This is a genomic window from Anatilimnocola floriformis (assembly GCF_024256385.1).
Lineage (GTDB): Bacteria > Planctomycetota > Planctomycetia > Pirellulales > Pirellulaceae > Anatilimnocola > Anatilimnocola floriformis.
Genome location: NZ_JAMLFW010000001.1, coordinates 3,073,106 through 3,094,611, shown reverse-complemented (window position 1 = coordinate 3,094,611; position 21,506 = coordinate 3,073,106). Strand labels below are relative to the sequence as shown.

Annotated in this window: 17 protein-coding genes; 8 read left to right on the top strand and 9 right to left on the bottom strand. The window is 56.9% G+C overall.

All coding sequences use genetic code 11. The features are described from left to right. Nucleotides 1-2 precede the first annotated feature (2 nt). Both M9Q49_RS11865 and M9Q49_RS11860 read left to right on the top strand, forming a co-directional pair. Complete coding sequence (locus M9Q49_RS11865) at nucleotides 3-422, top strand: hypothetical protein (RefSeq protein WP_254508958.1); 420 nt, start codon at nucleotides 3-5, stop codon at nucleotides 420-422. Between the two features lie 156 nt (nucleotides 423-578). Beyond that, the gene (locus M9Q49_RS11860; RefSeq protein ID WP_254508957.1) at nucleotides 579-740 is read left to right on the top strand and encodes a hypothetical protein; all 162 of its coding nucleotides are present in this window, start codon (nucleotides 579-581) and stop codon (nucleotides 738-740) included. Between the two features lie 840 nt (nucleotides 741-1,580). Here M9Q49_RS11860 and M9Q49_RS11855 read toward each other — a convergent pair. Next, nucleotides 1,581-2,462, bottom strand: coding sequence for an alpha/beta hydrolase (locus M9Q49_RS11855; RefSeq protein ID WP_254508956.1), 882 nt, complete (start codon nucleotides 2,460-2,462; stop codon nucleotides 1,581-1,583). A 143-nt stretch (nucleotides 2,463-2,605) separates the two neighbouring features. Here M9Q49_RS11855 and M9Q49_RS11850 point away from each other — a divergent pair, with 143 nt between their 5' ends. From M9Q49_RS11850 to M9Q49_RS11830, 5 genes are all read left to right on the top strand, one after another. Next, nucleotides 2,606-5,413, top strand: a complete 2,808-nt coding sequence (locus M9Q49_RS11850) for a hypothetical protein (RefSeq protein WP_254508955.1) — start codon at nucleotides 2,606-2,608, stop codon at nucleotides 5,411-5,413. Nucleotides 5,414-5,668: 255 nt separating this feature from the next. Further along, nucleotides 5,669-6,235 carry an alpha/beta fold hydrolase gene (locus tag M9Q49_RS11845; protein ID WP_254508954.1) on the top strand — a complete coding sequence of 189 codons (567 nt, stop codon included), beginning with the start codon at nucleotides 5,669-5,671 and terminating at the stop codon, nucleotides 6,233-6,235. A 4-nt stretch (nucleotides 6,236-6,239) separates the two neighbouring features. Continuing rightward, nucleotides 6,240-6,473 (top strand): alpha/beta hydrolase, encoded by a 234-nt coding sequence (locus tag M9Q49_RS36285; RefSeq protein ID WP_315861198.1) that lies wholly within the window; start codon nucleotides 6,240-6,242, stop codon nucleotides 6,471-6,473. A gap of 166 nt (nucleotides 6,474-6,639) precedes the next feature. Beyond that, nucleotides 6,640-7,524 carry an RNA polymerase sigma factor gene (locus tag M9Q49_RS11835; RefSeq protein ID WP_254508953.1) on the top strand — a complete coding sequence of 295 codons (885 nt, stop codon included), beginning with the start codon at nucleotides 6,640-6,642 and terminating at the stop codon, nucleotides 7,522-7,524. A 111-nt stretch (nucleotides 7,525-7,635) separates the two neighbouring features. After that, entirely contained in the window at nucleotides 7,636-7,962 is a 327-nt protein-coding gene (locus M9Q49_RS11830; RefSeq protein WP_254508952.1) for a nuclear transport factor 2 family protein, read from the top strand. A gap of 49 nt (nucleotides 7,963-8,011) precedes the next feature. Here M9Q49_RS11830 and M9Q49_RS11825 read toward each other — a convergent pair whose 3' ends face one another. Together M9Q49_RS11825 and M9Q49_RS11820 are read right to left on the bottom strand one after the other, a co-directional pair. Next, nucleotides 8,012-8,881 carry an alpha/beta hydrolase gene (locus M9Q49_RS11825; protein WP_254508951.1) on the bottom strand — a complete coding sequence of 290 codons (870 nt, stop codon included), beginning with the start codon at nucleotides 8,879-8,881 and terminating at the stop codon, nucleotides 8,012-8,014. Nucleotides 8,882-8,940: 59 nt separating this feature from the next. Continuing rightward, nucleotides 8,941-9,873, bottom strand: coding sequence for a carboxylesterase family protein (locus tag M9Q49_RS11820; RefSeq protein ID WP_254508950.1), 933 nt, complete (start codon nucleotides 9,871-9,873; stop codon nucleotides 8,941-8,943). 531 nt (nucleotides 9,874-10,404) lie between these two features. On the opposite strand from M9Q49_RS11820, the gene M9Q49_RS11815 reads away from it, so the two are divergent. Then, nucleotides 10,405-10,680, top strand: coding sequence for a hypothetical protein (locus tag M9Q49_RS11815; protein ID WP_254508949.1), 276 nt, complete (start codon nucleotides 10,405-10,407; stop codon nucleotides 10,678-10,680). Nucleotides 10,681-10,719: 39 nt separating this feature from the next. Here M9Q49_RS11815 and M9Q49_RS11810 read toward each other — a convergent pair whose 3' ends face one another. From M9Q49_RS11810 to M9Q49_RS11785, 6 genes are all read right to left on the bottom strand, one after another. After that, the gene (locus tag M9Q49_RS11810) at nucleotides 10,720-11,061 is read right to left on the bottom strand and encodes a hypothetical protein (RefSeq protein WP_254508948.1); all 342 of its coding nucleotides are present in this window, start codon (nucleotides 11,059-11,061) and stop codon (nucleotides 10,720-10,722) included. Nucleotides 11,062-11,314: 253 nt separating this feature from the next. Continuing rightward, the gene (locus tag M9Q49_RS11805) at nucleotides 11,315-12,856 is read right to left on the bottom strand and encodes a hypothetical protein (RefSeq protein WP_254508947.1); all 1,542 of its coding nucleotides are present in this window, start codon (nucleotides 12,854-12,856) and stop codon (nucleotides 11,315-11,317) included. Nucleotides 12,857-14,524: 1,668 nt separating this feature from the next. Then, nucleotides 14,525-16,723, bottom strand: a complete 2,199-nt coding sequence (locus tag M9Q49_RS11800) for an ATP-binding cassette domain-containing protein (RefSeq protein ID WP_254508946.1) — start codon at nucleotides 16,721-16,723, stop codon at nucleotides 14,525-14,527. After that, nucleotides 16,720-17,955, bottom strand: a complete 1,236-nt coding sequence (locus tag M9Q49_RS11795) for a hypothetical protein (RefSeq protein WP_254508945.1) — start codon at nucleotides 17,953-17,955, stop codon at nucleotides 16,720-16,722. Before M9Q49_RS11795 ends, M9Q49_RS11800 begins: the two co-directional genes overlap by 4 nt. Before the next feature lie 734 nt (nucleotides 17,956-18,689). Then, nucleotides 18,690-20,006, bottom strand: a complete 1,317-nt coding sequence (locus M9Q49_RS35985) for a reverse transcriptase domain-containing protein (RefSeq protein ID WP_390843852.1) — start codon at nucleotides 20,004-20,006, stop codon at nucleotides 18,690-18,692. Then, nucleotides 20,003-21,487: a hypothetical protein gene (locus M9Q49_RS11785; RefSeq protein ID WP_254508943.1), complete on the bottom strand. Its 1,485-nt coding sequence runs from the start codon at nucleotides 21,485-21,487 to the stop codon at nucleotides 20,003-20,005. The genes M9Q49_RS35985 and M9Q49_RS11785 overlap by 4 nt, the downstream gene beginning before the upstream one ends. Nucleotides 21,488-21,506 lie beyond the last annotated feature (19 nt).

Here is a 21,506-nt window from a genome sequence, read left to right as displayed (position 1 = left end):
CCATGGCTTTTACACGCAAATATAATCCTGCTGGTGTGCTCGTTGTATGTGCCCTATTGCTGGCCGTAGTCGCGGCAATAGCAGCAGTGATTGGCTTTGTGCAGATCCAGCTGTCGCGATATCAACAAGAGGTGTATTCGACGACGCTAAAGCTAAATCGCTATAGCAATAGCTTGCGATCCATGGGTAATGATGCCTTTCGAGCGGATCCAGATGGAATCTACCGACTGCTTCAAGCCAAGCTTGCTGCCAATCAGAATGAGGCCGTTCGGCCAGACTGGGACAAAGATGCCTGGGGCAGCCGCATCGTCATAATGAAGACAAATCCTGAGCATATAGAAATCTATAGCTGTGGGCCGAACGGGATTGATGAGAAAGGAAAAGGCGATGATATAGCTAGATCTATTGCAGTTTTTGACTAATCTCGCAAGGAAGCAGCCAGCCAGATTCTGTCGATCGATTCGTATCTCGACGGCCTCAGCAACTACACGCACGACGACACGAACCAGCTCACGGGCGCCGACCACAGCACGGCGACGGATGAGTCGTACGAGTACGACGAAAACGGCAACCGGATCATGTCGGGCTACCACGTCAATCCGAACAATCAGCTCGATACCGACGGAATCTACAACTACACCTACGATGACGAAGGGAACCGGCTCACCCGCACGGCGCTCAGCAATGGGTACGTCACCGAGTATGAATGGGACTTCCGCACTCAGCAAGTTTCTGCGTAGCTGTTCGCCGATTGAGCGAGTGATTCAATCTCGGCAAGGCTTTCCATACATGCTTCGACTTCGTCGGTCGCTTCGAAAATCGATGGCCTCGAAGTCTCTTGCTGCGTCAATCGTTTGCGAAGCAAAATTTCCTTTTGCCGAAGAGCACTGAACTCTTACGAAATTGCCGGATAGATGTCGTGCGATTCCACGCGAGCTAGAATCAGTGAACTTAAATCTGTTTGCGATTCGAGCGAGAGTTCACCGGCAATGCGACCAAGTGGGGGCCGAAGTTCGTTAATCGCGCGATAGCCGGGGAACTGACGATGGGCAGTTGGCCGCTCCCCATCGAAATCTACGACGGACCTACGGGCAGAGAATTCCTAAAACCAAAGAAAACACACCGCCGGAATCGTGTTACGGCGTGGATCGTTCGTTTGTTTGCGACGAGAAGAATGGCTTGTTAGGAAATGTCAGTCGGGGTGACAGGATTTGAACCTGCGAACTCTTCGCACTGTAGCAATGTGTAGTTAATTCAACGGATTACGCCTGAATCGACGGTAATTGCCACCAATTCGGTAGTCCTGGGAACGGTCAGCATAACCGCAGTTTAAGCCACGTTTTGGTGCAATTAGCGTCTGACGAATCGATCGGTTGCTACTTGTCGTCCGCGAAAATAATTACCACGTTCGGCCGGTCATCCGGCAATTGTGATCGCTCACCCGCAATGGAACTCTCGCCGGGCATTAACCAACAGAACAAGGATCCAACCAGGATCAAAATTGTCGGCAGTTCGCGACACATTGTTGGGTTTCCTGCTGAGGCCGTTTCGAGTTTGTATCGCTTGTGGGTCGGCTGCGGTCATTTCAAATGCTTCGCAAAAAACTCCAGTAAGGCGGCTTCGGCCTTCTCGGCATCCGCTCCCTTGAAGCCGTGGCCCGCGCCGGGAAGCGTTAGCAGTTCAGCTTCAACGGTCGCCGCCTTGAGCTTATCAACGAGCCAAACGGCTTGCTCGTGCGCGACGTACTTATCTTCCGTGCCGTGAATGCAGAGCGTCGGCGCGGCATTCGGAGTGACCCAATAGAGTGGGCTGCCTTGAATGTGCAACGCCCGCGCCGTCTCCAGATTGCCGCCGAACCAGAGGGGAAGCACTTCGTGTGCATCAACGCTCTTTCCATAGGATTGAGTGAAGTCGCTAGGACCATAGACGTTAACCACACAGCTCACACGGCTCGATTGATCTGCATTTCCGCCGGTCCCCTCAAACTGTGGCACGTTTGCGGTGACGGCCAGGAACTGGGCCAGATGGCCGCCGGCGGAACCGCCCGTGACTCCGATCTTGTCCGGATTGATTTTGTGGGCCTTCGCATTCGCGCGCAGCCAGCGAACGGCGGCCTTGGTGTCGTGGACTGCGGCTGGGAACTTCTGCTGCGGCGCCAGTCGGTAGGTGATGGTCGCTGCCACGTAACCGCGCTCGGCTAATTTGAGGCACTGCGCGTCATAGGATTCGCGTTTGCCAGCCCGGAAACCACCCCCGTGGATGCAGAGTACAGCGGGAAATGGCCCAGCACCTGCCTTGGGCCGAGCAAGATTCAATTGCAAATGCGTACCGTCAGGATTGGCATACTCGATTCCAGTTTCCCACTGCACGGAATCGGGTACGACGGGATCGGCGGCGAGCACCCCGCTGGTCGCCAGCAAGCAAAATCCAAGCGACTTCGCCAAGACTGTTTTGAGCGTCATTGAAAATCCTAACAGAGAGGGTTATTCATTCGCAGCGGACGCATTCTAACGATGGGCGGATCTTGCTGCATGACGCGTGGCTAGAATACGGGCGCCGCATGCGTGCGCGACTAACCTCGTCCCTCATTCCAGAACACCAAGACATGACCAACTCTCTCCGGCCGTTTCTCCCTTGCCACTGTCTGCCACTGTTCGTCGCCGCGTTCTTGCCATTGACCTGCCAACTTTCTGGTCAGGAAGTAGCCCCGCAGGCGCCGACCGATTGGCTCGTGAATCCGGCTCCCTTTAAGGCGACCATTCGCGAAGACATACCACGCCGGGAACTGGTCCTGGAGAATGGCCTGATTCGCCGGACGCTGCGATTGACGCCCAACGCGACCACCATTGATTTCCAGAGCCTTGTAACTGGCGAGCAATTACTCCGCGCCGTGGGACCGGAGGCCCTGGTCACGCTCAATGGCGCCGAGTTTCCGATTGGCGGGCTGGAAGGCCAACCCTTGCAGAACTATCTCAAGGCGGAATGGATCGACAAGCTGCGGCCGATTCCCAACGCGTATCAATTCGTCGATTGGCGCGAAGAACCCCTCGCGGCCCGTTTCGCTTGGAAGAAACGACCCGAGTGGTTGTCGCGCGATCTCCCTTGGCCGGCACCAGGGAAACAAGTCGTGCTGTCGTTTGCGCCGCCCGCGGATGGTGCGGCAGAACTGAAAGGGAGAGTCGTCTTCTCCGAGCCTTTCGTCACGAAGCTCAAGGATGGCTGGAAGACCAAGGCGAGTGCCAGGCACGAGCGGAGCTCGTTCGAGAATGAAGGGAAGCCGGGCGAGATTTATGCACTTCCCGATACCTCCGTCTATGCGGAACGACCTTGGCCAGCTGAGGCAACGAGTGTGGAAGTGACGCTCGACGCCGGCGACGACACGCTCTCGAATGCTTGGGGGCCGGGGATGGCGCTGCTCGCGTCCGATCGAGCTGTCACGTTTCTCGTTCGCCCCAATCAACAATGCTACGAAGTGAACGGCAGTGTGCTGGAACACAAATTCGATCGAGCGAAGCCCGCGACGCTGCGGATCCGTCTCGACAAAGGCCAGGCCATTTGCGAGGGGCGACAGGGCGAGCAGCCGTTTCAACGGATCGCTGTCGTCGATTGCCCGAAGCAGCCAACCACGTTTCGCGTCGGTAAGGTTGGGCGTAACGGTGATGGGAAAGACTATCCCGATGCCAAGGGAGACAAACTCGTCCGCAGTCATATTTTGCAAGTGACGTTCCGTGCCGCGGAGCCGGCCGATGTCGCCGCGCAGCCAAGGCAGGATCTGCCGGAGATTCAAATTCGCTACGCAATTTACGACGGCATTCCCCTGCTTGAAAAATGGCTAGTAGTGAAAAACACCTCTGCCAAGCCCGTCCGTGTGAACAAGACGATTGTCGAAACGCTGAAGGTGCAGGAGAACGAAAGCGCGACGGAACCCAACATCAATTGGGAGTTTCCCAGCTTGTACGTCGAGACCGACTACGCCTTCCTGGCGATGAACGGCAAGAGTGCGAACAAGCAAGCAGTGAAGTGGCTGCCGGATCGCAGCTACGGCACGCAGGTGAGCTATCCGTTGGAGACGCCGTGCCTGCTCGAAGTGGCGCCGGAGTTTGGGCCCGATGTCGATGTCGCTCCCGGTGACGAGTTGACGTCGATTCGCAGTTTTGAACTGTTGCGCGACGGCACCGATCGTGAACGCCGTGGCCTGGCTCAGCGGCGGATGTATCGCACCATTGCGCCCTGGACGCAGGAAAACCCGGTGATGGTGCATCTGATCTCGAACGACCCCGCTGCCATTCGCAAGATCATTGACCAAGGAGCCGAAGTGGGCGTGGAGATGATTATTCTCTCGTTCGGCAGCGGGATGAACATGGAGAGCCGCGATCCAAAATATCAAGCGGTTTATAAAGAGGTCGCCGACTATGCCAGGTCCAAAGGAATTGTACTCGGCGCCTACTCGCTGCTCGCCAGTCGCGGCGCGGGGACCGCAGCGGACAATTGTCGCGGCGGACGGGTTCGCTACGGCGTGATGCCTTGCCTCGGCGCCCGATGGGGGCACGATTATCTCGCGCAACTCAAATCGTTTATGAAAAACACCGGTTTCGCGATTTTGGAGCACGATGGCTCTTATCCGGGCGATACCTGCGCTTGCCTGGATCATCCCTTCCATCGCGGGCTGGAGGATTCGCAGTGGGTGCAGCACCAGGCCATCAGCGAGTTCTATCAATGGTGTCGCGCGGAGGGAATCTATCTCAACATTCCCGACTGGTACTATCTGAACGGCTCGAACAAGTGCGCGATGAACTACAAGGAGAACAACTGGTCCCTGCCACGAGCCGAGCAGGAGATTATTGAGCGACAGAACATTTTTGATGGCACGTGGGAAAAGACGTCGTCGATGGGCTGGATGTTCGTGCCGCTGACGCAATACCACGGCGGCGGAGCGGCCGCTTCGATTGAACCGCTGCACGAGCATCTGGACCATTACGAAGCCCGCTTGAGCAATCTATTCGGGGCCGGCGTCCAGGCCTGCTATCGCGGCCCGCGGATCTATGACACCGACACGACCAAGGCCCTCGTGAAGAAATGGATCACGTTCTACAAGCAGCATCGCGAAGTGCTCGATGCGGACCTGATCCACTTGCGTCGTCCCGATGGTCGCGATTGGGACGGGTTTGTGCATGTCAATCCACAAGGAACCGAGAAAGCCCTTGCCTTTTTCTATAACCCGCTCGCAGCAGCGATCGAACGAGAAATTCGCGTGCCGCTGCATTACGCGGGACTGACGAATCGCGTGCAAGTGTCGGTGGAAGGAGTTTCGCCTTCCATTCAACAGCTCGACAAGACCGACACTGCGACAGTCAGAGTTAAGATCCCCGCGAGAGGCCGAACCTGGTTGTTATTCGGCAAACCAATTGAGTAATGAGCCCATGGCCAGCACATTCGCTTCCTTGGCGGCGTCGCCACCATTCGCAAATATCTGCAGGCTCGCTTAGCTGAAGAGCCACTTGGCCGTGTCGCCGATCCTGCTCGGCTCCGGGGAACACCTACTGGCGGGCCTCGACTTACGGACGCTCGGCTACAAGATTACGGAGTGCGTCCCGAGTGTGAAAGCGGTGCATTACAGCATCGCCAGGACCTAGGACGCACGCTTATAGTATGTCCAGGAGAACGAAGCATGAGCACGATCACCGTGAAAGACGGCACCGAGATCTATTACAAGGATTGGGGTAGCGGGCAGCCGATCGTGTTCTCGCATGGCTGGCCCCTGTCCAGCGAAGACTGGGACTCGCAACTGATGTATTTCCTCAGTCGAGGCTACCGCGTCATCGCGCATGACCGGAGGGGGCACGGGCGCTCCAGCCAGGTTGCCGACGGGCACGACATGGACCACTATGCCGACGATCTGGCGGCGCTTACAGCGCATCTCGACTTGCAAAATGCCGTCCACGTCGGGCATTCGACGGGCGGCGGGGAGGTCACTCGCTATCTCGCGCGTCACGGCGCCAGTCGCGTCGCCAAAGCAGTCCTCATCAGCGCGGTGCCGCCACTGATGGTCCAGACTCCGGCGAATCCCGGCGGTTTGCCCAAACACGTGTTCGACGATTTTCAAGCTCAGGTAGCCAACAACCGGGCGCAGTTCTACCTGGATGTGCCGACCGGGCCGTTTTACGGTTTCAACCGTCCCGGCGCGAAGGCCTCCGAGGGTGTGATTCGGAACTGGTGGCGCGAAGGCGCACTATGACGGGATAGTTGCCTTCTCCCAAACAGACTTCACGGAGGACCTGAAGAAGATCACAGTCCCCACGCTCGTCATGCACGGCGACGATGACCAGATTGTCCCGTATGCGAACTCAGGCCCGTTGAGCGCACAATTGGTGAAAGGAGCGGTCCTGAAGACTTACCCAGGTTTTCCCCACGGCATGCCGACCACGCATGCGGATCAAATCAATGCCGATTTGCTCGCGTTCATTCAGTTGTGAACAGCCGCTGCTGTTTTGAAGGCGGCGGTTCCTGGTCCAGCCACCTTCCCCAGTCGTTGGACGATTTGCTATCTGGGTTGTCACACTTGGCATTGCCGCGTGTCTAAGACGCCAGTGTCCTTTCACGGTGGCGCGTTTATTGGCTGAGGTTAAAGGGAGCCGTTACATGGTCAATCCATTCGCCGAGGCCATTGAGAATGAAGTCGACGAACTGGATTTGGTCGAGCGAGCCAAGGAGGGAGATCGTGCCGCGCTGGAGCAGCTCCTGCTCCGGCATCAGGCGTGGGTTTTCAACATTGCGGTCCGCATGGTCTTTCAGCCGCAGGACGCCGAAGAGGTAACGCAGGAAGTGCTGATCAAGATTGTCACTCGGCTCAGCACCTTCCAAGGCGAATGCAAGTTCCGCACCTGGCTGTACCGAATCGCTGTCAATCACGTCTTGAACATGCGGCGACGTAGGTGCGAAGAGAAAACGCTGGCGTTTGCCGCTTATGGCGACGCGATTAACGGCACTCCTGACTTAGACCTACCCGATCCGAATGTCGTGCCGGTTGAGATTCCGATCCTCGTCGAGGAAACAAAGAATGCCTGCACAATGGGCATGTTGCTCTGCCTGGACCGTAAGCAACGCTTGATCTTCACGTTGGGCGCTATTCTCGGCGCCAGCGACACCGTCGGCGCCGAAGTCTTGGAGATGACCCCGGATAACTTCCGTCAGATTCTGGCTCGCGCCCGGCGCGATCTCCACAGCTTTATGAATAACCAGTGCGGGCTAGTGAACACCAGCAATCCTTGCCGCTGTCCGAAAAAGACCCGGGGCTTCATTCAGAACGGGCACGTTGATCCGCACAATCTGATGTTCGTTCCTCGCCAGGTGCAGCGTGTGCGGGAATTGGCGGCTGAGGCAGTCCGCGATATTGACGATCTCGTGGAACGACAACACGTGGAGATTTTCCGCGAGCATCCGTTTCTTCAGCCCCCCGATCAGATCGCCTGGCTGCGGCGGATTCTGGACGACGGGCAGGTTCGCGCCGCGCTGCGCTTGAATTGACAAATCTCGCCCGAGAGTTGTCACAGTTCCATCCCGCAGGTGTCTCTGGGATAGAGGCGTCAATTGTTGACCCATTTTTCCCGTGTTCACTTTGACTTGGAGGGATGTCGTATGACTCTGGATCTACCCGCGCCGATCGCTGCCTACTTCGAAGCCGATTTGGCAGACGGAAACGCCGTTGCTCAGTGCTTCACCAACAACGCCGTCGTCAAAGACGAGGGGCACACCTACAACGGCCGGGCTGCCATCAAAAACTGGAAAGCGGACACAGCCGCCAAGTTCCAGTACACGACCGAGCTGCTCACGCTTGAACGGCAGGCTGAAAAGACTGTGGTCACGTGTCGGCTGGAGGGTAATTTCCCGGGGAGCCCGGTGAACCTGCGGTACTTCTTCGAGCTCGCGGGGGGCAAAATTGCCTCGCTGGAAGTCATTCCTTGACCGGCGCACTGCATCGAAAGGGAGGCAATGTACACAGCGCTTAGGGCCTTCACTTCGACGGCATTTTGATCGTCGGTTCGCCAGTCAACCAACCGAGTGAAATCAGGAAACGATCGACCCGTTCGAGCGTCTCGTAATAATCGGGATTGGGCTTGGCGGCATTCCAATTGTGGAAATCGTGAGGCTTGCCGGGATAGACGATCGCATCGCAGCGATTGCCAGCTTGTTTCATTGCTTCCGCAAAGGCCAGCACGGTTTTCGGCGGAATGATTCCGTCTTTCTCTCCGACGATGATCAGGCTCGGCGGCTGCTTCGGACCGACGTTGTAAAAAGGAGACATTTCCTTGTAACGCTCCTTGACCCGCTGGTGCCCCCATTTGCCCGGCCCGTTGTCGAACGCCGGATCGTAAAGAATCATTACGTTTGAGCGGGCGGAGATCGTCGTGTCGTCGCCCGGGGCATCAAAGCCATCCATCATTCCGAGAAACGCCGCCAGGTGCCCCCCGGCTGAACCGCCGCCCGAGGCGATGCGGTTGGGGTCGATTCCTAGTTTCTCTGAGTTCGCTCTGACCCAGCGCAGCGAAGAACGCGCGTCTTCAATGCAAGGAATGGGCGGATCATTGGTATTGCGATCGAGGAGGCGATAATCGACCTGGATAGCTACCATGCCGCGGGTGGCCAGATATTTGCCTTGCTCGTTGAATTGCGTTGGTCCGCCGACAATCCAACTGCCGTGATGAAAAAATAGAATCGCCGGTCGTCGGTCCTCGGCCTTCCAGTCAACGGGCGAGACAACGTAGAGCTTCAGCTCACGCGATTCGGTTTTTCGATAGACGTGCTCTTGTCCCACGGGCTTTTGGGCTGCGGACGGGCCGGGAACACTCAGCCAGATCAGGCCAATCAGTACGACCGAACGCATGGGCAGGTACTCGCGGTATGTGGATGGTTACTCATGCTGAACTGAAGAAGGCTGCGGAGCTAGCGGTGCTGCTTAAACACCCATTCCCACAAGCCGTCCGTGGAATACGCGGAATCCCAACTGCCATGTCCCACGTCGGGAAACTCGGTGTATTTCGGTTCCCCGCCGGCAGCCATCACCGCGGCGATCATGCGGCGGCTACCTTCGACAGGCACCGTCGGATCCTTGGCTCCGTGGAAAGCCCAGATCGGCACCTTCGCCATCTTCGGCGCGTCCGCAGGTTCCCAAATGCCGCAGATCGGTACGGCGGCAGCGAAGCGGTCGGGGTAGGATGCAATCAGGCCCCAGGTGCCGACGCCTCCCATGGATTGGCCGGTTACGTAAACCCGTTTCGGATCGGCCTTCGTTTCTTGAACGACTTTGTCCAGGATTTCCATCAACTCTGGTGTGACCGAGCGCTGTTTTTCTTTACCGCGAAATGAGCTTTCCACCCAACGCGTGCTGCGCCCGTCACAGGCCGGTGCGAGAACGACGCAAGGATACTTCTTCTGCGACGCCGGGCTCGCCAACAGATTCGCCGCGGCGGTGTTGCCCCCCGCGCCATGCAGGCAAAGCACCAGCGGCAACGGCTCCGTGGCGTTCGGCGGTACGAACAGGCTATAGCGCAGCGTTTGGCCATTGTTCGCCCGCTGTTCGTCAACGGTGAACGAGGAGTTGGCGCCGCCGGGACGTTCGTTTTTCTTGTCGTTACCTTTAGGTGCGGCAAGCGCCGCTAATTCTGCGGCATCCAGCTTGCCATTGGCGTCAGCGTCGTAGGGCGAGATGCGCTTCCAGAGCGTTTCTCCCAATTCTTCCGCAGTCAGCAGGCCGTCCTTGTTCGCATCGGCGGCCTTGAGGCGCTCGAAGTTCAACCCTTTTTGGTCCGGTTGAGGCTTGTCTGCGGCCGAGAGTGCCGTTGCTAGTGCGAGCAAGAGGACGAGGGGCATTTTCATAGTGGGGGCAATCCGACATTAGTCACGAACTGGTTAAGCGCCTAAGTCCAGTCGCCAGCGCTTCTGATCAAAGTATCAGCCCGAATGACGGAGTGCCATTTTTTCAGTAGGATTCGTCGCAACGAGCGCGTCGGCCAAGAGGCGAAGTTGATTGTCATGGGATACGATTTCTGACGGAGAGCGCGGGAACGGTGACGCCACACCCTGCCCGGAAAGGCCAACAGGATCTGCCATGAGAATATTCCTACTGTTTGCTGGGTGCTACGCAATGTGCGGGACGATCGCCTTTCCGATCAAATGCTCAGGATAGTGGAGGTTGCTTGCCTCCAACCCGAGTCGCGAGACATTACGGGCCACGTGCGACATGGCCTAGGCGGGATTCCCACTCCCGCGAGTAAGGGCCATTGATATTAGCGCCCCCGATTCTCCCGATGAGGGCTCGTGATCCACTATGGACATACTGCGGACTGTTTTTCATCAGAATTTGCACCCAGGGTCATGGCTGGCGATCCCCCGACCACGAAGTCGAGGATGAGAGAATTCATCTACCAAGGGGTGAACCGGGTGAAAGGTAAACAAACGGTTCAGAAATCCCGCCACCACTGCTGTTCTCTCGCCGAGTCTTCTCAGGGCGATTTCTGCCACGGCCTCTCGTCCCATCAGCAAAGTGGGAGTTGCCCGGTCAGCCAGATTTCCGTCGTTGTCGGTCCCGGACACATAGCAAGCATGGCGATCCCGTCGCTGCGCAAACTCTTCAGCGAAATGCAGTGCGTGCGCTTTGGAGAGGGCTTTCCCGAAGGGGCCTGAGGCGTTTGGAGGTGACGTAGTTCGGAGTGTTTGGCAATTCTATCCGGTTCCGACAGCGATATGCCGCAAGAAGTCGTCGATGTCCATTGGTTCAGCCGGCATTGGAGGATCAGACCTGAAAACTGGATCGAGTGCTACCGCCTCCGCCGCATTTGCGGCCTTGATGAAAGTTAGCAGCTTCACCAGCGCCGGCTTGTCAATTTCATTCCACGGTGGAGGAGAAGGCAATTCCGGTCTCTCATTCGCATACATGTCGAGCGTGGTCTTCGACGAGAAGATCGGAAAGCATTTTCGATTGGGATTTTGCAGAACCATCCGAGGAAGAATGTTTTCGCTGACGATGACGAAAACAGGAAACTTCACGTGTCGCGGGTCGGCCATTGTCATGCCCTTGCTTATCACCGAATGCGTAAACTCGCCCTCAGTGGCGAATGACGGCAGGATTCAGGAGGTTATGTATAACGGTTGTTTATATCTGCTGCGAGACCTGCGGAAGCCTAATCGACAGCGTAAAACAAGCGGTTTCTTGAACTGCCGCAGGTCTCCCCGGAAAGGATCAAAAACCGTACAGCTATCTCATCTATTTGCCCAATGATGTCGCTTACCGTTATTCGCATGCGAAAGTTAGTCGCGGCTATTTCGCGGCCTTAGCCTTCGCAGGTTTCGGTGGCGGCGCCCTCTCCTTCACCTTGAAGGTTTTCGCGAGCAAGCGTTTCAGACTGAGCACGGTGATCACATTGCCAATTTCATTCAAGCCACTCCGAAGGCGAATATCGCCAATAGTGAAGCCAAGACGAATACCATCACTTTCAATGAAGGACTTAACGAATCCAACGTAATCGTAGTTGTCGGTGATTTGTGTATTGAGTGCACAGTCTTTAAACTCCCAACACACAATCATGGACGTGATGGAAAACGGATGGTTAAACTCAACGTCGGTTGCAAATGTATGCTTGTATTCGACATACTCCAGCGATTCAATGATTTTACTCTCATCTCTGCACGCGACAGCGTCGATTCCGAATGACTTGAACGTCAGCGGCCGACGCCAGTGCTGAATTAGCGCATGGTCTTTTGGCACCAAGTGAGAAAACAACGTGAAGAGGGCGCCGACAGTGTTTTCTTCTCCGAGGGCAGGCTCGAAAAACCTTCTTTCTGCAAGTACCGGTAGATCCTCAACAATGAATGTTGTGCGATCGGGCAGGCTTGACTTCACTTGCTCCATCATTTTGTGGTACTGGTCCTCGCGCTGGTGCGTTCTTTCCTCACCTAGCCGAGCCACGAGCCCTTTGACGACCTCACCGCGACTTCGCTTTCGGACAACGTCGTTCAAGAAAGCCTTGATCTTGTCCAAAAAGGACGGATCGGTGAGCGTCTTATGCGCGCTAGGCGCGGGCGCATTTCGATTTGTGACTAATTCGAACGGACCATCAAGGAAGAATAAGTGATGTTCTGTATTATCTTCGAGCACGTCAAAATCAGCCAACGCGTCAGCATCGAACAACTCATTGTAGTGGCAGATTTTAACCCCGTGAGCGGAAATAAATGTTCCTCGTTGACTCGAAAGTGTAATTCCGCAGCCAGAATTGCGCTGACGGCCAAGCTGTTTGTAGTGATCCATGGTACGGCGCTTACCATCAACTACCAGAATCAGGGAGTATTTTAGACCAGCATGGTCGATGACAGTTGCATGACGAGAACAGAATCTTCCATCGCGGAGTCGGCTTACTTCATATGGAGAGGCTAGGCTCTCATCTTCCTTGGTAACGGCTATGTACGGATAACCCGCGGGAATCGTAGTAAGTGTCCATCCTGCCGCCGAGTTCATAAATAAGGCAAGATTCGCCGATTGCGTCCTGATGTGTGAAGTTACGGTATTGATGTCGACACTGCTGAAACCCGAGAGATTAAAGCCAATCCGTCGCACGTCCCCGTGTGCTGTGTTGAGCCGTATGTAGTTATAGAGATACGACTTCTCTAGGCTGTCAACAGAGAAATACTTTTCATAGTCCTGGACGTCAAACTCCTCAACGATGATCAAAGTGCCCTTTTGAAAATGCGCGTCAAAGAACGCTTTGTTGAGTATGGCCGACAACGCAACGGTCCGTTCATCAGGGTCTTTGAATGTATTGCTCTCCAGTTCCTTCCATGGCTCAGATGTGGAAACTGGTGTCAAATCATAAGTCTCATCAAGTGTGGTTTTGGGAGATTCGATTCGCTTAATTCGCCAAGCCGTTTCGCCTTGGCAGCGAGTCGTGGCAGGCTGTCGTGGAGGATGGCACGGCGGGTGACGCGGAGGGCGGCATTGAGGTTGGTACGATCATGGCGGAAGGGGTGCAATCCACCGTCGACGTCGAAGAAAATGAGTCTCTGCGAGAGGGTGCTGTACCGGTGGGGGCCGGTATGCAGATCAAGCCGCTCGGGACTGCTGCGCGAGTGCTGTACGTCGGGGCGCAAACATTGGTACGCGGCGCCTTTGAGGAGGGAGATCTACGTGATTTCGGTGGGACAGCCCGCGGCCGCCGCTAGTCCTGGTAACCGACCGTGCATCCAGATCAAACCCCCTGTCGCACCGCTCGCACCGAGCGGTGCGACAGCCCGATTTTTTTACCTATCACACATGAGACGGAGGCATTGGATCGCGGCCGCTCAGTGACTTCAGGACCGCGCAGTTCGTCCAACGCTCCCGGCCCGGACTCGTACGCACCGACGCGGCAGTTGAGGTCGAGGTACGCGGGCTGGTTGGTGAGGCGAGCTGGCCGAGCGACGAAGTGAGCGCGAATCCGACAGACTTCGGCTATGCCAACCGACTCACCCGGCCCCGGTTGTCGCGCCTGCGGAGTGGCGTTCAACACCCTGCGCATGGTTTCTGCCAGGGTGGTTGCCAGGGTGGCTGCGCAGGGGCGTTCGCCACGGTCGGCGCAGCGCGTCCGCCAGTGTTGCGCACTGTATCTGCCACCGTCTACGCATTGCGTTTGCTAGGGTTTGCGCGGCGCGTCTGCCAGTAGCTGTGCAGCGCGTCTGCCAAGGTCTGCGCAAGGGTCCATGTACGAGTGCCGGTGCATACAGTAGAAACCAGATCCTCCTCTGCCAAGGGATTAGTCCGTCCATCGTGAACCATCTCTGCTCCGAGACGCTGACACACTGCCGCGGCAGACACCGGATTGCCAATGGACCCCAAGGCATGGCCGCGGGGGCTCCACTTTTGCCAAGGGGTCACGCGAGGAAGCCATTTGGTAGTTGAAAATCGCCGAAGCTAGCGACACGGTATCGTCCACCGCGCCTTGCCCTCCCCCGTTCCTACTGTTCCCTGCTTCGTTCATCCGAACCTGCGACAAACCAACGGAGGCCACAGCACCCACCGCACTCGGTGCAAACGATTATTGGTCAGTGCCTTGCGTCGATTCCTATCACTTTTGCTAGGGGCACCTTCAACCGTCACGGCGGTGTACACCGTTCCCTGCGGAGGCCCGTTTTGGCGTACCGCATTCCCCTCGGAGGCCTGTCTCAAGATGAGAATGGGGTTGTAGTCGCCCTTCCAGCTCTGCACGGAACGCAAATACTTCGCCCCTTCTAAACGGGCTTAAACGGGAGCTGGACATATCTGCCAGCAGTTCCATAAACATTCGTAAGACCCAGTTTTGGGCAAAATCACTCCTCTAATCGACACCGAAGCAATCAGTGCGCGACCACATGCCACCGTCCTGTAAGCATGTGTGCGCGGCGATGCGCAACCAGGTCACTTGGCTTGGCGGGAGGCAACCGAACTACCTCTTCGTCGACCAAAGGCGGCTGGCCGCGACGGACCGGGATGTCAAGAATCCAGTGCCGATCTGACCGCCCGTCAGCCAAGACCTAGCTCCCGGTGCCACTCCCTTTGCCGGCGCAGAAAGACGCCGATTCCGGCTGCCCAAATGGCTATCAAAAGCAAGGTCAGGTGAGTCAAATCGCCTACCCAAACCCACCGTTTTGGGCTCTCCGCAAGCAGCGCTCCCGGGCGCGACAAACACAGGAGTGACAGACCGTCTGCGACCCGGGCCGCAGTTGACTCATAAGCCCCCGACTCCATCAGTTTGACGAACGGCCGGAATGGCCGTGGCTGTGAGTATGGGGCGTCTGCCTGGCCAGTTGCCACTGCGCTCAGCAGAAGCTGAGGCATGATGAGGACCGGCAACCAGCCTACTGCCGTCTCCTCCGACCTCGACAATGCCGAGACCATGAGTCCGAGTCCCACGCCCCCGAAGTGGCAGCAAAACAGCACGAACCACAACCAGGGGAACCGCCCCACCAGCCCTAACCGCTCCCAGGTATCGACTGAGAAAAGCAACTTGCCCAGAATGCCAGTGACTAACAGTAGCAGTGTGACCTGGACCGCTCCTAGGAACGCGTGAGAGACGGCCCGCGATAGGTAATACGTTGGCGGCGACAATCCGGCCAATTTCTCCCGGACATAGGTCTTGCGCTCGCGGATCAAGTCGCGGACAGAGTTGTTCATCCCCAGCCAAATCGAGATGACAACTAGGAAGAAGGCGACTGACGCATCAGCGCTCGATCTGAACTGGGAGAGCACCATCAAGGCCGATAACGCGACCGGTTGAACCACGAGTGAGGTGAGGAATCCCCGATCTCGGCTAACTCCGATGAAGAATCTCTCCAATAAGATGCGGACCTGTTTCCACACCGTTGCGTCACTTGCAAGAAAGTAGAGTTGATTGCTCGACGTGTGCGCGCTCGCTACCAGACGCTCGAACCCCTCCTGTAAGTCGATCGTGCTGAGACCACCTGATTCGCCAGGTAGTGCAGGCGCTGGTACTGGTTTTTGCTTTGGAACTTCATCGGTCGCTGGGTCAAACAAGCCGTCCCTAAGTACGGAAAAAATCTCAGCCTCCGATGTAAAGTCGATTAGCTCTTTCAATTCAGCGGGCCGAATAACTCGTGCTACGGTACCGACGTGACACGACGTGGCCTCGGCGGGTGCAATGTGAAATCCAATCAGGTCCCACAACTGCCTCAAATCAGATGGTTCTTCACTTCTCGCCGCCGCCTCACCAATTTTTTGAACACCGAGCAGAATCAGCAAGTCAAAACGGTCGATGCTCGCCAGCTGATGCGTTGTGCAAATGACTGTCGTACCTTCCTGCGAAACGCTCCTCAGGAGCGACATTAGCTCAGCTTCTGCTGCCGGATCGAGGCCGGAGGTCGGCTCATCCATCAACAGGAGGCGAGGTCGTTTCAACAACTCGATTGCAACGCTCAGTCGCTTGCGTTGTCCTCCGCTGTAATTCAGATTGTTCGCCACACGTTCCAGATCAAGTTGGCGAAGAACCCGATCGACATTGTCATCGTATTCTGTAGCGGCAGGCATCGCGTCGTACCGTAGACGCGCCGCATATCGCACGTTTTCGAGGATGGTTAGATTGGGAAACACCACATCGTCCTGTGCGACATAGCCAACGGCTCGCTGGTGGATTTCTTGATCGGCGTAAGCATCGGCAACATCGTCGACTTCTAACCAACCGGCTAATGGTGGCAGATAACCGCCCAATGTTTGCAGCAGCGTGCTTTTTCCGGCACCGCTGGGCCCCAAAATACCGACAAAGCTGTTCGCTGGAATTGAGAAGGTGACATCTCGAAGCAGAAGTTGTCCACCCTTTGCGATCTCCATGCCATGCGACAGTAGCGCCATACCGCTGCTTGACAATGGGTCGCCAGAAGGCGTCGAGCCAGCGGTTGCTGGAAGCAGACCGAGCTCCACTACGGTGTAAACAACCGAATTACCTAACCGCAACTGATCGTGGAGATGGAGCGTGCCGAACTTCAGCCGCTCGCCATTGCGAAAGCACCCGAACTGACTGCCGTTGTCCTGCAACAGCAAGTCGGGCTGGCCCTCGCCACAGCGGGAAAGGGTCACGTGATGCGGCGAGATGTCTGCGTTCGGCAGGCGGATGTCGCAATTCGGGGCGCGGCCGACGCTGGTCGGACGTACGCCGATGCGGATGATTTGCTCTTCTCGGTAATTTGCCACAGGTTCGGCATCCGTCACTTGATTGTCTTGCAGGAGTATTGCACATCGAGCGCGGGCTTCGTCCGCATCGAAGTTTCAAAGAGAAGATGATTTTTGGAAACCTGTTCCAAAGCCAAGTGCCCGGTCAGCTGGGCTTGTTCGAGAAACTCATCTCGCGTGTTGAACCAGAAGCTACCTTGTGGGACGAACGTGCCGATTCGCTGCGTTTTATCGTCTGATTGATCCAAGGTGATCATTTTCTCGCCGGTGATCTGCAGCACTGCGTGCGCCGGATCCGAACGAAACTGATTGGCTGCCTCAACGCGCTTTAGGACAATTTGGCCGCTTGGGACGCCTCGCAAGGAAGGGTCGATTAGCGAGGCGAGATGGGCAGCATCGACGTCCCACTCCTTTCCGTTCCCCATACTTAAGTCGGGGAGAAGCCAATAGTCCGCGAATGCGGAGGTGTGATTTAGAAAACTCTCTTCATCCGTAGTCAGTGTGCATCCGACCGGCTCCAAGCGAGTAACCCCGACGCCGTCTCGATACGTGATTCGTATTGTCTTGCCTTCCAAGCTATCGAGCTTGCGCCAGGCTTGAATACGATCGCTGGCCGCTGGCTGGGCCACCAAGTTTTTGAATAGAGCTTGTACAAACGCCTTCCCTTCGCTCACGGCTGCAGTGAGCCCAGGCTCATAGAAGTCGAGGCTCGCTAGTGCTAGATCTCCTGGAGTGCCCCAATCGAAACGTAGATCCTCGACGTGCGACTCCAGTTTCACTGTGCGACAAACGATGAATTTGCGCAGCTCAATGAGCTCCGCACCGTCGTTCTTCTCGATTCGCCGCTGCATCACGCACTCGCCACGGTAGACCATGTTCGTCACGGTTTTAATCGTGTACGCCTTGTCCTCCACCCGAGCAGAGATGCCTGCCTTGAGCACCAGTTCGTAGGTCTTTCCTTCGCGTAACACGCCCTTGATTCGATCAGGGTTCTGAATCGGGGGTGGAGGCTGCGCAGTTACGACGGCCCCCGAACCTTTGGTGTTGCTGCCTAGGCCATTCGCAACAACAAGCGCGATGAGCACCAGCAACAAGAAGCTCACCAGAAAGAGCGCGCCGACAAGTATCGGATTTCGCAAGGAGGCAGATTCCGCAAGACGCTTTGCTTCATTTTCCATGGCAGGATCCCTTGTGAACGATGCCGCGCGGTATGCGGCAATGGAGCGGGAACGCCCTGGTGTCAGCGCAAAAAAACAGGAGCGCCGAACCACGGCCGCTCCCACGACCCCGACCAAGGGGCAGAAGAACAGCGCATGGCCGACGCCCCCTTGCGGGGGCGCGGTCCAAGCACTGCTTCTTCTGCAAGGGCCTCTCGGCCCAGGTTGGTCGTTTCGTGGGAAGCAATAACTTGACGCTCGCGCGCCAATTCAGTAGTCATGCCGCGGATGCGGCGGAACAGGTCTCTCCAAATGCGAAAAAAGGTGCGATCAAGCCACCATCCGCACGATAGCTGTGTGGTTGTGCGAATGCAACTGCGGTGTAGGATGTGCGCGGCTGCATGGATTTCGCGGATCTGTGCCCCGCCGCCTGGTGTGTCATCGACTGACTGACTTTGTATTCCAGGAACGCTCGCTTCCAAACAACCAAGTCCGGCTCGACTTCGACGATACATCTCGGCGAGCCCGCCGTAGATTGACTCGGTCGGGCTACAAAGTGGACCGAAGGTACGGACCCGGAGTGCGCGAAGGTGCTCCGCAGCAACTGGCCCAGAATCAAGACGCTACGGAAATTCGGCAAGCACGACATCCGTCGGTGCTCACGAAAAGGTCGAGCCGGCGAAGTCGCTGTGAGAGTTGGCAGTAGCCCAAAAGAAGAAGGTTGGCGGTACCGGCGATTCACCGGCACCGCCACCCTGTTCACCAGCAGCACTTACGCGCGATGCCGGCGACAAACGGCCGCGTGCGGAGCACGGGGTAAGCTGAAGGCCCCACAACTACACCCCCAATTACCTAGAGAGATGATCAAGATCGCTCGATGGTGCTGACGCAGCCTCTAACTGCAGCTGATTACTCAACTTGCGGCTACGGAAGCCATTCCATCGGGCTTGGGCGTTAATAGCCCATCCGGACATCTCCGGTAGGGAGGGTAGTTCTAGCAATCCCGCTTCGCAGGCTGCTCTCCTCACCATCCGTACCATCCCCTCAGCTCCGACACTCTCGACGCACATTCCTTGGCTCGTTACCCAGCCCCGCATAACCTCACGTGCGGTTGTTCTTGGGTTTGGAGTCTGCCAGGCCTCGTCTAGTCCCTTCCGCAGGCCCTTCGGGTCTGCTGGTCGGTATCGCAGGCTGGTTCCTTCCAGGGAGATCTCGGTGCCCAATACCCTGACCTGCGATCCAGGTCGCCGTAGGTACGTTAGGCCTCCGTCCTCTCCCTTTAAGGTCATGCCGTGCGCTCCCAACCGCTGGCGGGCTAGTTCAAAGCATCGGGTCACGTCGAGCGCGCTGCGTCCAGCTATGCCGAGGTTGTCGGAGTAACGGACGTACAGCGGAGAACCGTCCTGGACGGCTGTGATTAGCGGCAAGTCCAGAACAGAGTGCATGGATAGATTGAGTGTGACCGGGCTCAAAGGATCGCCCTGGTCAATGCCGACGGTCCGGCTGGTATCGTGGCCGCGCAGGATTACCTCGATGAGATGCCGCAGTCGAGCGTCTGGTACATGCTCTTGGCACGAGTTAACGGCGAGCGCGAGCGGTACGTTATCGAACGCTTTGCGAATATCATCCTGCTGGAAGAAGTAGCACTGGCGGTGTAAAACGGCGATCTCGATCGCAACCAGCATATCCCAAGTGCTCAATCCTGGCCTGTATGCGAAGCAGCACGGGCGGAGGATGCGCTCCGCCGCCTGCATTACGATTTTGTTCACCGCAGTCGAGACGATGCGGTCTACGATTGTGCGAAGTCGCAGGTCGCGTGTCTTTCCACCATCTTTCTTAAAGGGGACGATCAAGCTGGGCGAGGGAAGATAGTCGCCTACGCGAATGCGGCTGCAAACAAGCCGAAGTACGGCGGCAATTTCAGTTACCGAGTAATCTTCGTAACTGAATCCGTCGATGCCCGGAGCGGGGCCCCCAAAACGCTTCAGGTCGAAGTGGATCTTCAGCAGGTGTTCAGGATCGACTACCTGCTCGAAGGTCGTGGTCCGCTCTGTGGTAGTCCGCCCTATGGGACTCGCAGTGGGTATCGACGAAGGGCGTAGCGTTCTTTGCTCCCGACGTCCCTCAGCAAATTGGCGATGTGGCCACCTACCGTATCCGCTCATCGACAACCTCCAATCGGTCGCCTCGCGAGGAACTGACGAATTCTGGCGCACTCGGAATCCACACCTGGTGCGATCCACCCTGCGTTAGCGTAGGCGGCCCGGCGAAGCTGGCTTCGTAGCCGCAGGACTGGATGATGCTGATCATCAACATCAACGATCGTCAGTCGCCGTTGAGAGTTGTACGGCATCATTAGGTACTCCGCCGGCAAAGGTGGCACATGTGGCCCTGAACCGGCCCAGATGATCGTCGGAATGTGCTGCAGCGACACCCGGTCGAGGCCGCCCGGCGTCGCGATCACAATGCAGTCACAATCCCATCCGATATGGCGAAGTTCGACCTTCGCGCGATCAGACGGCGATAGGAAGCCGAGATCGAGCCCGTGATCGAGCACGATTGGCACGCGCTTCAGCCGCTTCGCGATCGCGATAGCCTGCGGCACGCACTCCGCTAAGACGATGACACCACGCCGCGATTCATCGTGTAGTTGTTCGGCAAGCTCTGGCTGCCAATTCGCCAGCGCACACCAATCCTGGTAGAAGAGCACCTTCGCCAGTTTCGCGATCCAGCGATTGCGAACTGGATGCTGCCAAACTCCCGAGCATTGAAGCTCATGGCCTTTCAAGCGATCAGGCAACGGTTGCACTACGAATGGTAGTCGAGCAATTCGACGATCGACTAAAACTTGCCCGTGCGCAGGGATGGTAAGTTCTGCAAACCCGAATTGAGCCCGGAGCAGATCTTGCTCACGAGGCGATGGTTTCGTGTCCGCACGCAGAAACCCAAGCAGCCGGGCTTTGGGATCGGCGCAAAGGAGCATGGTCTGGAATCGCTCGCCGAGGGAAGCGATCGCATCGGGCAGGATCGCGAGGTGGCGAGAGTGAAAGAAAACGTCATCTTCGGCGGCGCCAATCGGTGTGGTTACTACGACCCGCTTTACCGACTCCCCAAAGCAATCCAGCGCATGCTCTTGGAGGGAAACTCCAAATGATCGCAGGCGTCGTCGCCACTCACGCCTTTCTGCTCGCGTCGCGACCACAATGACGAAGCTCTTTTGGCTGTATGCGAGTAGAATTTCCGCGGCAAGTCGGACGAGGTCCACGGGGGCACCGGCACGCACGAGACCAAGCTCATTTTGGTAGACGAACTGGAGCACTGCCGGATCGGTGACGGCACATGACGACGATGAGTTGGCGGATAAGACAGGCAGCGATGCGCGACAGCAACCGTGGTTCTCAAAGTTTATCTCAAAACCGCGCTGCAAGCCGATATAGCGGATCATCATCTCCAGGCCAGCATTGGCCCTCAGGCCGGTGTTGGGGATGAGTGATTCCGTTTGGGAAACGACCCGCTGCTCGACTGGATCGTAGAGCAAACGATCCGTTTCTAAACACGCTTCCACTAACTGTCGGGCAGCGTCGATGCTCAAGACATTTCCGCGCCGGCTGAGTTCAACTACCGTGTGATTCAATTGATGACGCATCTTCAGACTTCTGTGAGTA

What these genes read in the sequence shown, in the direction of transcription:
- M9Q49_RS11845 (WP_254508954.1), top strand. Translation starts at nt 5,669, where the DNA reads ATGAGCACGATCACCGTGAAAGACGGCACCGAGATCTATTACAAGGAT.
- M9Q49_RS11810 (WP_254508948.1), bottom strand. Translation starts at nt 11,061, where the DNA reads ATGGCCGACCCGCGACACGTGAAGTTTCCTGTTTTCGTCATCGTCAGC.
- M9Q49_RS11820 (WP_254508950.1), bottom strand. Translation starts at nt 9,873, where the DNA reads ATGAAAATGCCCCTCGTCCTCTTGCTCGCACTAGCAACGGCACTCTCG.
- M9Q49_RS11835 (WP_254508953.1), top strand. Translation starts at nt 6,640, where the DNA reads ATGGTCAATCCATTCGCCGAGGCCATTGAGAATGAAGTCGACGAACTG.
- M9Q49_RS11865 (WP_254508958.1), top strand. Translation starts at nt 3, where the DNA reads ATGGCTTTTACACGCAAATATAATCCTGCTGGTGTGCTCGTTGTATGT.
- M9Q49_RS11785 (WP_254508943.1), bottom strand. Translation starts at nt 21,487, where the DNA reads ATGCGTCATCAATTGAATCACACGGTAGTTGAACTCAGCCGGCGCGGA.
- M9Q49_RS11825 (WP_254508951.1), bottom strand. Translation starts at nt 8,881, where the DNA reads ATGCGTTCGGTCGTACTGATTGGCCTGATCTGGCTGAGTGTTCCCGGC.
- M9Q49_RS11860 (WP_254508957.1), top strand. Translation starts at nt 579, where the DNA reads ATGTCGGGCTACCACGTCAATCCGAACAATCAGCTCGATACCGACGGA.
- M9Q49_RS35985 (WP_390843852.1), bottom strand. Translation starts at nt 20,006, where the DNA reads ATGAGCGGATACGGTAGGTGGCCACATCGCCAATTTGCTGAGGGACGT.
- M9Q49_RS11850 (WP_254508955.1), top strand. Translation starts at nt 2,606, where the DNA reads ATGACCAACTCTCTCCGGCCGTTTCTCCCTTGCCACTGTCTGCCACTG.
- M9Q49_RS11830 (WP_254508952.1), top strand. Translation starts at nt 7,636, where the DNA reads ATGACTCTGGATCTACCCGCGCCGATCGCTGCCTACTTCGAAGCCGAT.
- M9Q49_RS11855 (WP_254508956.1), bottom strand. Translation starts at nt 2,462, where the DNA reads ATGACGCTCAAAACAGTCTTGGCGAAGTCGCTTGGATTTTGCTTGCTG.
- M9Q49_RS11815 (WP_254508949.1), top strand. Translation starts at nt 10,405, where the DNA reads ATGAGAGAATTCATCTACCAAGGGGTGAACCGGGTGAAAGGTAAACAA.